This window comes from Micromonospora tarensis (assembly GCF_016803395.1).
Classification (GTDB): Bacteria; Actinomycetota; Actinomycetes; order Mycobacteriales; family Micromonosporaceae; genus Micromonospora; species Micromonospora tarensis.
Window position 1 is genome coordinate 1 of the sequence record NZ_JAEVHL010000209.1, and the last position, 11606, is coordinate 11606.

An 11606-nucleotide genomic window follows, 5' to 3' on the forward strand; every position below is an offset into this window, starting at 1 on the left:
CTCCGCGCCGCCGCCGCCCGCCGACCTGCCGGGCCCGATGCCGACCGGGTCGACTCCCCGACCGTCGCCGACGCCGTCCCCGGCGTCGACACCACCGCCACCGACGCCGTCGCGCACCACCCCGAGCGGTACGCCGTCCCGGTCGGCCACCGGACCGGGGACACTCCGGCCGCCCACCTCGATCCCGGACCGCGCCTTCTTCGTGCTGGCGACCGCCAACCGGACCGGAATGGAGTCGGAGGCGGACGGCCCCGCGCTGCCGACGCTCTGTGCGGCGGATCACCCCGGCGACGCCGCTGTGCTGCAGCGCCGTGGCCGGTACCTGGCCTACAAGCTGCCGGAGACACCGGTGGGGAACGTGCCGGACGGCAGCTACCGGCAGACCATCACCATCTACCGGACGGGTCGGGCCGACGACGCGCTGCGGGAGTTGCGGCAGGCCGTTCGTGACTGCCCCATCCAGAGGTTGCCCGACGACAGCCGGATGTGGCGGCAGCGGCTCCTGGTCTCGGGGGAGTACGGGGACGAGTCGGTGCTGTTCGAGATGCGGGCTCCGATCCCGGACGGGCTGGGCGAGCCGGGCACCGAGGAGGTTCGGCTGGTTCGGGCGGTCCGGGTACACGACGTGGTGACAGTGCTCTGGGAGCAGGGCTGGGAGCACACCACGGCCGAACGATCCCAGGTCGACGCCGACAGCAGGCGGGCGGTGGCGGCGATCGGGCGGTGGCTCGACGGATAGCGGTATCGGAGTCGTTTTGCGGTGCCCCGGGTCGGTGCGCTACGGTTATCGAGCCGACGCGGGGTGGAGCAGCTCGGTAGCTCGCTGGGCTCATAACCCAGAGGTCGCAGGTTCAAATCCTGTCCCCGCTACGAGAGAAACACCAGTTCGAAGCCCGTCCCGGGAGCGCCGGGGCGGGCTTTCGACGTTCCGGGCGCGAATGGTCGCAGCGGTTGGTGACCCCCGCTGATCATCGTCGGGGCGGATGGGTTATGGTTTAACAACCGACGCGGGGTGGAGCAGCTCGGTAGCTCGCTGGGCTCATAACCCAGAGGTCGCAGGTTCAAATCCTGTCCCCGCTACAACTGAAGGTGCTACGAGTCCGGCCCCCACCCAGGTGGGGGCCGGACTTGTTTCACTGCCCTTCTCGAACGAGGGGCGACGGGGCCGGCGCGTCGTCGGCGCCGGCCCCGTCGCCTGTGTCACCGCAGGCCGAACGCCCGGGTGACGGTCTGGGTGACACCGCCACCGTTGCGCTGCTCGGCGGTGACCCGGATCGACACGAACTCGGCCCGGTGCGGCGCGTTCAGCGACGCCTGCCAGCTGCCCTTCTGCTCCCTCAGGTCCTGCCGCTGCCAGGTCGTCCCGTCGTCGTAGGAGACCTCCAACCGGAGTGCGGACACCGCGTCCCGGGCCGCGCTGCTGCCGACCACCACCGGCGTGATCGAGAAGTCGTTCCGGCGCTGCGCCCGGCCCGCCTGGTCCACGTCCGTCCGGTAGTCAAGTTGCACAAGCGGGATCGCCTGCACGTCAGGGCCGCCACCGGAGACGAACCTCCACTCGGTGTGCGTGGCGGTCGAGTACGGACTGAACTCGGGCTTGCCCGTCGTCTCCACCTCCAGCCGGTACGGCAGCTTCTCCGGCGACAGGTCACCCGCGCCGACCTCCGGCCAGCCGTCGAACCGGGTCAGTTGCTTGTCGCCCTGGTAGAACGTCACGACCTGCGGCATGCTGGCGCCACCGCTGTGCGCGGAACCCGCGTCGCCGAAGCCCTGGATGTAGGCGCTCATGGCGGTCTCGCCGCGGAACGGGATCTCGGTGCTGAGCAGCCGCGGCCGGGTGATGGGTCCGAACCAGCGGTCCTGCTGGACGCTGCCCGGCCGGTAGGCGATGGCCTCCGTGTTGGACCGGGCCCAGTCGGCGACGTCGGCGTACTGGCTCCACTTGACGCCGCCGCCCGCCGACACCCAGTCGGTACGCGGCCCCGGCGCGACCGGCTCGAACGGGAACGGACGTGCCGCGGCGTACTCGTACGGCGGGAAGTCCATCCGGGTCTCGCTGGCCTGCTTCCCCGGCGGCGGGGAGAAGGTGAGGTCGATCCGGGCCAGGTCGCCGGGGCCGGTCCGGGCTGACGGGTCCTCCGGCACCCCGCCCTGGTGGTAGTCCACCAGGTCGTACAGGTACTTCGCCGAGGGGTGCGCCACGATCACCAGCCGGACGGTGGGACGGCTGGCAGCGGTGATCCGCTGGATCAACGCCTCGCCCTCGTCCATCGTCACCGAGGCGACCGGGAGCGGCCCGGTCGTCACCGCGTCGGGGTTGCCGTACCAGTCGCTCCTGCGGCCGGCACGGTCGTTGACCACGACGAGCATCGCCGCGCCGGCGGTGTGCGCCGCGGCGGCCTGGTCGGTGGGGCTGACCGATTCGGTGGCGCGGACGACCACCGCCCTGCCGCGGGCCGGCACGCCGGCGTAGTCGGCCTGCGCGCCGGCGCCGGCGAAGACGGCGTCCAGGCGCGAGGTGCCGTCCGGCAGTGGAGCTGAGCCGGGCTGCCCGAGTGGGTCGCTGAGGCGACGACCGGCGTAGCTGATCGCCAGTGGCGTCTGCTCGGCGCGAATCCTGGTGGTGAAGACGAAACTGCCCTGGCGTACCCGGTCCCTCGTCGGGAGGCCCACAGGCTGTCGTAGCCGGCGCCGGGCCAGAAGGTCTCGCGCAGGGCACTCCAGTCGGTGGGGGTCGGCTCGCTTGAGGTGAAGGAGCGGTAGACGTCGATCCTGCTCTGCGCGACGGTCGTCGGCTGGGGTGTCGCGACCCGCACCTGGCGGGCCCGGGCGGCGTCGAGTTCGACAACCCGGTTGGTCGTCAGGTCGACCTCGGGGGCGGTCAGCATCGCGAGCCCGAGGGAACGGGGCCCGTGCAGACCCTCCACGTCCGCCGCCGCGACGACCGTGTACGAGCCGGGCGCCAGCCGGCTGGTGAGCTTTCCGTCCGGTACCCACATGAAGGCGGAGCCCGTCTCGGCGTTGACCACCTCGACCTCGCCGCTCATCGGCCGGCCGGCGCGGTCCCGCAGGTGGATGGTGAGGTCGTGCTTCTCGGACTCGACGGCGACCCCGACGGCCGTGTGCACCGCACCGGCCGGAAAGCGGGCGGTGACCTGGGCGGAGTACCGGCCGGCGGGGACGCCCTCCGGGTCCACCACGACATCGACGGTCGAGGTTCCGCGTGCCGGCACCGTGACGCGCTCGGCGGATGCCGTGAACGTCGGCGCGGTGCTGCCGGCGTCGACGGAGAGGTCCAACGTGATCGGGTCGGCCGTGGTGTTGGTGTAGGTGATCGTCCGCGTGATCGGCTGTGGCGTGCTGCCCGGTGACCAGCCGACGAGCCCGGCGTCCACCGAGCCGGTCGCGATGACCTGGTCCTGGTGGTAGGCGGCGGCCACGTTCAGCCGGCCGCTGCCGGCCTGGTAGGCGCTGTAGTCGGGGGTGCGGGCGCTGGTGCTCATCAACGCGTCCTTGATCTGCTGCGCACTCCAGCCCGGGTGCTTCTGCACCAGCAGGGCGGCTGCCCCGGCGACGTGCGGCGCGGCCATCGAGGTGCCGCTGTCCACCCGGTAGTAGCCCTCGCCCCAGGGGATGTGCTGCGAGCGCGCCGCCAACACGTCCACACCGGGGGCGGTCAGGTCGGGCTTGAGCGCCTCGTCGTTCAGCCGGGGGCCGACGCTGGAGAAGTCCGCCAGGTGGTCGGAGGTGTCCACCGCGCCGATGGTCAGCGCGGCGTCCGCGGTGCCCGGCGCGCCAAGGGTGTACGGGTCGGGCCCGCTGTTGCCGGCGGCGACGACGAAGAGCGCGCCCGTCTCGGCGGTCAGCTGGTTGACGGCCTGACTCAGCGGGTCGTCCTGGGTGTGCCAGGCGCTCACCCCCAGGCTCATGTTGATCACCTTGGCGTGCTCGGCCCGTGCCGCCCACTCCATGCCGGCGATGATTCCGGAGATCGACCCGCTGCCGTTCTGGTCGAGGACCTTGCCGATCACCAGGTCGGCGTCCGGAGCCACACCCCGTTCCTTGCCGCCGGAGGCCGCGCCCGTCCCGGCGACGGTGGAGGCGGTGTGGGTGCCGTGCCCGTTCCGGTCGATCACGTCCTGACCGGGAATGAAGCTGCGGGACGCCACCACCCGCGGCGCGAGGTCGGGGTGGGTGGTGTCCACTCCGCTGTCCAGGACGGCGACCCGGACACCGCTGCCGGTGCCACCCGCGGACCAGGCGGCGGGCGCGCCGATCTGCGCGGTGGTGTCGGCGAGGGCGGCCTTCGCCTTGCCGTCGAGCCACACCCGGTCGACACCGGCGGTGTAGGAGGGTGTCGACGTGCCACTGCCGCGGGCGGACGGCGACCGACCGCCGTGCTCTCCACCGCCGGTGAGGGCCGACCAGAAGTCCGCGGCCTGCGACCGGCGGGTGCGGATCGCCTCACCACGAACGGAGGGAAGTTCCCGGGTCGTCTGCGCCCCCGGCAGGGTGCCGCCGGTCCTGAGCTTCGCCGAGCCGGTCGTCCGGGTGACGATCAGGGGAAGTTCGGCGGTTCGCGCGTCGTCGTACCCCTGGGCGATGAGCTGGGTGACGTTCAGGAGTTGCTTGTCGAGTCGACCGGTCGCGAGGTAGGGCAGCGCCTCGTCGGGGTACACATAGGTGTCGCCGCCCTCGGTGGAGATGCGGACGGAGCCGGTGCCGCCGGGCGCGCGTCTGATGTCCACCGACGGGGTCGCGCCACGGACGCCCGGGGTCACCGTCACCCGGTCGCCGGTGATCAGCGTGACCGTGACGGGCGTGCGTTGCGCGTTGCCGGTCCCGGCGCCGGTGGGTGTCGTCGGCGGCGGCGGGGCGGATGGCGCGCCGTGCGCCGCGGTCGGGGTCAGAACTGCGGCGACGAGGGTGACGCCTACCGCTACTGCCGCAGATCTTCGGGTGAGAGAGAGCCGCACATCGCCTCCAGGGATGACCATGGAGCGAATCCGATCACCTTCGGAGATTCATGTAAAGATCATCGTCTTTGCCGGGACGTTGCCGCTCTGTTGCGCGCACCGGCGTCCTACCGGGACGATCTCGATCCCATGATTCGCGCGGACCAACGTGCCGAGGTTGCGTCCTTCGGCGAGGATGGGCCCATGTCTTCATTCGGTAAGTGGTGGGGCCGCCTCAGCGCGGTCTTCGGTGCGGTCGTGCTGGCGGTCTTCGTGCCCGTCGCGGCCTGGGCGTCCACGGGTACCGGCGAACTGGTGGTGGAGGCCGCCCGGCGGCGAGGCCGCGGTGGCTTCGGGATCCTTCCGCTGCTCTGCTGCCTCGTGGTGGTCGCGATCATCGTCTTCCTGGTGCTGCGCCTGATGCGCAACCGCCGGGGCGGTCCACCTCGCTGACCGGCCTGTCACTCCGCCAGGGTGGCGTTCGCCTCGGCCAGGAAACGCGTGGCCACCGCCCGGGTGCCGGCCCGTCGGACGCGGATGCTCTCCGCCGCGTCGACCAGCAGGGTACGCACCCGGGCGTGGCCCTTCGGCGGAGGCGCCGGAGCGGCCCGAGCTGGTCGGTCAGCACGGTGCCGAGCGCGGCGGCGCGCTGCTGGGCGGGGTCGGTGATGCTGCCCTCGGCGTAGCGGCGGACGGCGAGACTGGCGTTCAGGCCGCGTTCGTGGCCGAGGATGGTGCCGGCCTCCCCGTTCGTGGTCAGGAAATTGATCACGTCGATGACGGCGTCCGGGTGCCGGGTGCCGCGGAACGCCGCCCAGTACATCGACGCCCGTGGCCACTGCACGCCGGGCGGCCCGGGAAGGCCCACCACGCCCAATTCGGCCTTGGTGAGCCGCTGCAACTCGGGCAGTTGGTGGGACCAGGCGAAGGACGCGGCGGTCAGTCCGGTGACCACCAGTTGCCGGGCCGGCTCGCCGCTGTCGGCCGGCTCGGCCAGCGCCGCGCCCGGGGTGGCCCGGCCACGGCGGGCCTGCTGCCAGATCTCGAACCACGCGATCAGCTGCTCCACGCCGAAGCCGAGCTGCTTGCCCCGGTACAGCTCGCCGCCCTGTGACCGGAGCCACAGCCAGAGCGCCCGGTAGTCACCGGACGGGTCCACGGTGCCGGCCACCTGACCGTCGCTGGCCTCGGTGACCTGTTCGGCCCAGGAGATGTACTCGGCCCAGGTCATCCCGGAGCGCGGCTCCGGCACCCGCAGATCCCGGAGCAGGTCCCGGTTGAAGACCAGGCTCGCGTGGGTCTGCCCGGCAGCGACCGCCATCGTCCGTCCCTCGACCGTGCCGTAGCGGATCAGCCCCTCCGGCAGTCCGCGCAGATCCAGGCGGTGGTCGGCGACCGGATCGGTGAGGTCGAGGATGATCTCGCGCTGGGTGTATTCGGTCAGTACGGCGTCGTCGAGCTGGATCAGGTCCGGTACGTTGCCGCCGGCGGCCTGGGTGGCCAGCCGGTCGTAGTAGCCGTCGGCGCCCTGCCAGGTGACCCGGAAGGTGACCCGGGGGTTACGCGCCGAGTAGAGCCGCAGCACCTTCTCGGTGAGTTCCGCCCGCTTGGCCCCGCCCCACCAGAAGACCGACAGCTCCACCGGCCCGTCCGGGGCCGAGGTGGCGGCGCGGTCGCTGCATCCCGCCAGCCCACCGGAGGCGAGCAGCGGTGCGCCGAGCAGCGCGGTGAGCAGTCGACGCCGGCCCGGCTCGGCGCCGAGGCGGTCGATCGGGGGTCGGACAACGGGCACGGGGGTCTCCTGGACCTGCGAGGGTGGCGGTCGGACCATTCACGCAGGCGGCGCACGGGGGTGTCAACGTCCGTCCGGTCACCCCTGCGCCTGGTGGTCGAATCAGGCCGTTCCGATCTCGCGTGGTGTACTAGGGCGCGTGAAACTTCTGCACTCGGGCAAGGTCCGGGACGTCTACGCCGACGGCGACGACCTGATCCTGGTGGCCTCGGACCGCATCTCGATCTACGACGTGCCGCTGCCGACGCCGATTCCGGACAAGGGTCGCCTGCTCACCGCGCTCTCGCTCTGGTGGTTCGAGCAGCTCGCCGACCTGGTGCCGAACCACGTCATCTCGGCCACCGACGTGCCCGCGGAGGTCGCCGGACGGGCGATCCGCTGCCAGCGGCTGGACATCATCCCGGTCGAGTGTGTCGCCCGTGGTTACCTGACCGGCGGCGGCCTGCGGGAGTACGAGCGGACCGGCGCGGTCTCCGGCGTGGCGCTGCCCCGGGGGCTCGGCGAGGCGTCGATCCTGCCCCAGCCGATCTTCACGCCGTCGAGCAAGGCACCGGCGGGCGAGCACGACGAGCCGATCACGTTCGACGACGTGGTGGCGAAGGTGGGTCCGGACACCGCCGAACGGCTGCGGCAGCTCACCCTCGACATCTACCGGCGCGGCGCCGAGTTGGCCGCCGACCGGGGCATCCTGATCGCCGACACCAAGATCGAGCTGGGCTGGGCGCCGGACGGCACCCTGGTCCTCGCCGACGAGCTGCTCACCTCCGACTCGTCGCGGTTCTGGCCGGCCGAGTCGTACCAGCCGGGGCGGGTGCAGTTCTCCTACGACAAGCAGTACGTGCGGGACTGGGCCACCGGCGGCGGCTGGGACAAGCAGAGCCCGGCGCCGGACGTGCCGGCCGAGGTGGTCGAGGCGACCCGCGCCCGCTACGTCGAGGTCTACGAGAAGCTGACCGGCAACCGCTGGGAGTGACCGCCGGGGCGGGCGGTCACTCCACCCAGTCGAGGGTGCGCCGCACGGCCTTGCGCCACTGACCCAGCTCCCGCTCGCGCAGCTCCGGGGCCATCGCCGGCTCCCACTGCGCGTCGGAGCGCCACTGCGCGCGCAGGGTGGCCAGGTCCGGCCAGAAGCCGACCGCCAGACCCGCCGCGTACGCCGCGCCCAGGCAGGTGGTCTCGGTGATCCGGGAACGGATGACCGGCACGTCGAGCACGTCGGCGAGGAACTGCATGAGCAGGGCGTTCGCGGTCATTCCACCGTCCACCCGGAGCCGGCGCAACGCCACGTCGGAGTCGGCGTTCATCGCGTCGACCACTTCGCGGGTCTGCCACGCGGACGCCTCCAGCACGGCGCGCGCCAGGTGCCCCTTGGTGATGTAGCCGGTCAGGCCGGCGATGACGCCCCGCGCGTCGCTGCGCCAGTGCGGGGCGAACAGCCCGGAGAACGCCGGCACCACGTAGCAGCCGCCGTTGTCGTCGACGGTGCGGGCCAGCTCCTCCACCTCGGCGGCGGTGGAGATCAACCCGAGGTTGTCCCGGAGCCACTGCACCAGCGAGCCGGTGACCGCGATCGCCCCCTCCAGGGCGTACGCCGGGGGTTGGTCCTTGATCCGGTAGGCGACGGTGGTGAGCAGGCCGTGCGTGGACGGGACCGGGCTGGCCCCGGTGTTGAGCAGCAGGAAGCTGCCGGTGCCGTAGGTGCACTTCGCCTCGCCCGGCTGGAAGCAGGTCTGCCCGAACAGGGCGGCCTGTTGATCGCCGAGGGCGCTGGCCACCGGCACTCCGGCGAGCACGCCGGTGGCCGTTCCGTACACCTCGGCGGAGCAGCGGATCTCCGGCAGCATCGCGGCCGGCACGCCCATCGCGTGCAGCAGTTCCGGCGCCCAGTCCAGGGTGGTGAGGTCCATCAGCATGGTCCGGCTGGCGTTTGTCACGTCGGTGACGTGCTCACCGGTCAACTTCCAGATCAACCAGCTGTCCACGGTGCCGAAGAGCACCTCGCCGCGTTCGGCGCGCTCGCGCAGGCCGTCGACCTCGTCGAGCAGCCAGCGCAGCTTCGGCCCGGCGAAGTAGGTGGCCAGCGGCAGGCCGGTGCGGGTCCGGAACCGCTCCTCGCCGTACCCCGAGGCCAGCTCGCGTAGCAGCGGCCCGGTGCGGGTGTCCTGCCAGACGATGGCGTTGGCCATCGGGCGTCCGGTGGCCCGGTCCCAGACGACTGTGGTCTCCCGCTGGTTGGTGATGCCGACCGCGGCCAACCCCGCCGCGTCGGTGCCGGCGGCCCGCAGCGCCTCGGCGACCACCTGCTGGACGTTCTCCCAGATCTCCTCGGCGTCGTGCTCCACCCACCCGGGCCGGGGGAAGATCTGCCGGTGTTCGCGCTGCGCCACGGCGACGATGTCCCCGGCGGAGTCGAAGACGATGCACCGCGAGGAGGTGGTGCCCTGGTCGATGGCGGCGACGTACTGGGGGGTCACCGCAGCACCGTACCCGCAGCGGCGGCGAGGTGCGACCGGCGTCACGTCGACCTGCGCGTCGCCTACCATGTGCGAACGTGCGCGACATCGCCGTTTTCAGTGGAACCGCCCATCCCGACCTGGCCGCCGAGATCTGCGCCCACCTGGGGGTGCCGCTGCACCCGGTGCGGGTCTCCCGGTTCGCCAACGACTGCCTGGAAGTGCAGTTGCAGGCCAACTGCCGGGAGCGGGACGTCTTCCTGATCCAGCCGCTGGTGCCACCGGTGCAGGAGAATCTGGTCGAGCTGCTGCTGATGATCGACGCCGCCCGGGGGGCGTCCGCCGGCCGGATCACGGTCGTGCTGCCGCACTACGCGTACGCCCGTTCCGACAAGAAGGACGCGCCACGGATCTCGATCGGCGCCCGGCTCGTCGCCGATCTGCTCACCTCGGCCGGGGCCGACCGGGTCCTCGCGTTGACCCTGCACTCGCCGCAGGTGCACGGCTTCTTCAGCGTGCCGGTGGACCACCTGCACGCGCTGCGCGAGCTGGCCAGCCACTTCCGGCGCTACGACCTCAGCAACACGGTGGTGGTCTCGCCCGACCTGGGCAACGCCAAGGAGGCCGCCGCCTTCGCCCGGCTGTTGGGCACACCTGTCGCGGCCGGCGCGAAGCAGCGGTTCAGCGACGACCTGGTCAAGATCAGCGCGGTGATCGGTGAGGTGGCCGACCGGGACGTCATCGTGCTCGACGACGAGATCGCCAAGGGCAGCACGGTGGTCGAACTGATGGAGCACCTGCGCGGTCTGCGGGTCCGGTCGATCCGGCTCGCCTGCACGCACGGTCTCTTCTCCGGCGACGCCCTGAACAGGCTCAGCGACCAGGACGGCGTCCTGGAGATCGTCTGCACCAACACGGTGCCCATCCCGCCGGCCAAGCGGGTGCCGAAGTTGCAGGTCCTGTCGGTGGCTCCCGCGCTGGCCGAGGCCATGCGCCGGATTCACAACGGGGAGTCCGTCTCCGCGCTCTTCGCCTGATCCACCCCCGCTTCCGGCGGGCCGGGGTCAACCCGGGGTGCGGTCGCGGCTGGTGAGGGTGGTGCTGACCCGGACGGTGGTGCCGGCCGTCCCGGTGGCGACCTCCATCGCGTCGGTCAGCTCGCGGGCCAGCCAGAGGCCCCAGCCGCCGGCGGTGTTGGTGGCCGGACGGCTGCGGTCGCCCAGCCGCTGCGGGCTGATGCCGCGCCCGTGGTCGGCGATCTCGCAGACCAGCACACCCGGCTCCTGCCAGAGTCGTAGCCAGCCCCGCCCACCGCCGTGCCGAACCGCATTGGTGATCAGTTCGTTGATCGCGAGCACGAAGTCGTCCAGCCGTTGACCGTTCAGGCCGGAGGCATGCGCGCAGGAGGTGACCGAGTGTCGGATCTCGGTCACCTGGGCCTGGTCAAAGGCGTCAGCGATCAGGAGGGCAGGTTCGATGGGCACAACCGTACGCGGTGCGTGCGGATCTGCGTTCGACATGGGCCCGTCCCGGCGGCGGATCTCGGAGTATTTCGCGGCTTTTCCACCGTACGTCAGGGTTTCTCGTACCGCACTCGCTGCTCGCCGTGCGGCTGGCCCGGTTGTGGCATCCTGACCGCCATGCCGTCGCCGCCAGGTGGATTCGAGGTGCCGCTGTGGCGTGCGCTCGCCGTCTTCCGGCTGGCCTCCCTGGCGTACGTGTGCGCGCTCGCGGTGCGCGACGCCGACCGGTACGCCCACCCGTACGCCGTCGGTGCCCTGATCCTGGTGATGATCGCCTGGACCGGGTTGACCGCGATCGGGTACGCCCGCCCGGCCTGGCGACGCTGGCCCCTGCTGCTGGCCGACCTCGGGGTGGTACTGGCCGTCGTGCTGGCCACCCCGTGGGTGGTCGGTCGGTCGGCGCTCGCCACCGGCGTACCCACCATGGGGGTCGCCTGGATGGCCGGCCCGGTGCTGGCCTGGGCCGTCGCCGGCGGGCGTCGGCGCGGGACGGTCGCCGCGCTGCTGGTCGCCGGCGCGGACCTGGCCACCCGGGAGCGGATCGGCCAGTCGTCCTTCACCGGGGTGATCCTGATGTTGCTCGCCGGAGTGGTGGTCGGGCACGTGGCCCGGCTCGCGGCGACCGCCGAGGAGCGGCTGCAACGCGCGGTGGAGCTGGAGGCCGCCACCCGGGAGCGGGAACGGCTGGCCCGGGGCATTCACGACTCGGTGCTCCAGGTACTGGCGCTGGTGCAGCGGCGCGGTGCCGACCTGCCCGGCGAGGCCGGCGAGCTGGCCCGGCTGGCCGGCGAGCAGGAGGCCGCGTTGTGGGCGCTGACTCGCCGGGCACCGGCCCGGCCGCCGCCAGCACCCGGACGACACCGACGGCGCCGCGGTCGACCGT

At 72.2% G+C, this 11606-nt stretch carries 10 protein-coding genes, 2 tRNA genes and 1 pseudogene; 7 read left to right on the forward strand and 6 right to left on the reverse strand.

Going from position 1 to position 11606, the window contains the following annotated elements:
• A partial coding sequence (locus tag JM949_RS37845; RefSeq protein WP_238434012.1) for a hypothetical protein occupies nucleotides 1–219 on the reverse strand: 219 nt, incomplete at its 3' end.
• Between the two features lie 10 nt (nucleotides 220–229).
• On the opposite strand from JM949_RS37845, the gene JM949_RS27870 reads away from it, so the two are divergent.
• The 3 genes from JM949_RS27870 (at nucleotide 230) to JM949_RS27880 (ending at nucleotide 1080) form a co-directional block, all read left to right on the forward strand.
• Entirely contained in the window at nucleotides 230–739 is a 510-nt protein-coding gene (locus JM949_RS27870; RefSeq protein WP_238434013.1) for a hypothetical protein, read from the forward strand.
• Nucleotides 740–796: 57 nt separating this feature from the next.
• Nucleotides 797–870, forward strand: a tRNA-Met gene (locus tag JM949_RS27875).
• A gap of 136 nt (nucleotides 871–1006) precedes the next feature.
• Nucleotides 1007–1080: transfer RNA gene (locus JM949_RS27880), tRNA-Met, on the forward strand.
• 120 nt (nucleotides 1081–1200) lie between these two features.
• Here JM949_RS27880 and JM949_RS27885 read toward each other — a convergent pair.
• Together JM949_RS27885 and JM949_RS37850 are read right to left on the reverse strand one after the other, a co-directional pair.
• On the reverse strand, nucleotides 1201–2997 hold the full coding sequence (locus JM949_RS27885) for a PA domain-containing protein (RefSeq protein ID WP_309232359.1): 1797 nt from the start codon (nucleotides 2995–2997) through the stop codon (nucleotides 1201–1203).
• Nucleotides 2998–3470: 473 nt separating this feature from the next.
• Nucleotides 3471–4997: pseudogene (locus JM949_RS37850) on the reverse strand (S8 family serine peptidase); the annotation flags it as partial.
• A 162-nt stretch (nucleotides 4998–5159) separates the two neighbouring features.
• Here JM949_RS37850 and JM949_RS27895 point away from each other — a divergent pair.
• Complete coding sequence (locus JM949_RS27895) at nucleotides 5160–5408, forward strand: hypothetical protein (protein WP_203151180.1); 249 nt, start codon at nucleotides 5160–5162, stop codon at nucleotides 5406–5408.
• On the opposite strand, the gene JM949_RS27900 is transcribed toward JM949_RS27895, so the two are convergent.
• Nucleotides 5350–6747, reverse strand: a complete 1398-nt coding sequence (locus JM949_RS27900) for an ABC transporter substrate-binding protein (RefSeq protein ID WP_309232360.1) — start codon at nucleotides 6745–6747, stop codon at nucleotides 5350–5352. The two genes, JM949_RS27895 and JM949_RS27900, sit on opposite strands and share 59 nt — an antisense overlap.
• A gap of 139 nt (nucleotides 6748–6886) precedes the next feature.
• Here JM949_RS27900 and JM949_RS27905 point away from each other — a divergent pair, with 139 nt between their 5' ends.
• Nucleotides 6887–7720, forward strand: a complete 834-nt coding sequence (locus JM949_RS27905) for a phosphoribosylaminoimidazolesuccinocarboxamide synthase (protein ID WP_203151181.1) — start codon at nucleotides 6887–6889, stop codon at nucleotides 7718–7720.
• A 16-nt stretch (nucleotides 7721–7736) separates the two neighbouring features.
• Here JM949_RS27905 and glpK read toward each other — a convergent pair whose 3' ends face one another.
• A complete protein-coding gene (gene glpK, locus JM949_RS27910; protein ID WP_203151182.1) occupies nucleotides 7737–9221 on the reverse strand; it encodes a glycerol kinase GlpK in 1485 nt (494 codons plus the stop codon).
• A 77-nt stretch (nucleotides 9222–9298) separates the two neighbouring features.
• On the opposite strand from glpK, the gene JM949_RS27915 reads away from it, so the two are divergent.
• Entirely contained in the window at nucleotides 9299–10237 is a 939-nt protein-coding gene (locus JM949_RS27915) for a ribose-phosphate diphosphokinase (RefSeq protein WP_203151183.1), read from the forward strand.
• Nucleotides 10238–10264: 27 nt separating this feature from the next.
• Here the strand turns inward: JM949_RS27915 and JM949_RS27920 are convergent, their stop codons facing one another.
• Nucleotides 10265–10720, reverse strand: a complete 456-nt coding sequence (locus JM949_RS27920; protein ID WP_203151184.1) for an ATP-binding protein — start codon at nucleotides 10718–10720, stop codon at nucleotides 10265–10267.
• Between the two features lie 120 nt (nucleotides 10721–10840).
• Here JM949_RS27920 and JM949_RS27925 point away from each other — a divergent pair.
• Nucleotides 10841–11606 (forward strand): DUF5931 domain-containing protein (locus JM949_RS27925; protein ID WP_238434016.1); only part of this gene is annotated, 766 nt, incomplete at its 3' end.

Coding starts and splice junctions, on each gene's coding strand:
- JM949_RS27870 (WP_238434013.1), top strand. CDS start 230: ATGGAGTCGGAGGCGGACGGCCCCGCGCTGCCGACGCTCTGTGCGGCG.
- JM949_RS27895 (WP_203151180.1), top strand. CDS start 5,160: ATGTCTTCATTCGGTAAGTGGTGGGGCCGCCTCAGCGCGGTCTTCGGT.
- JM949_RS27920 (WP_203151184.1), bottom strand. CDS start 10,720: ATGTCGAACGCAGATCCGCACGCACCGCGTACGGTTGTGCCCATCGAA.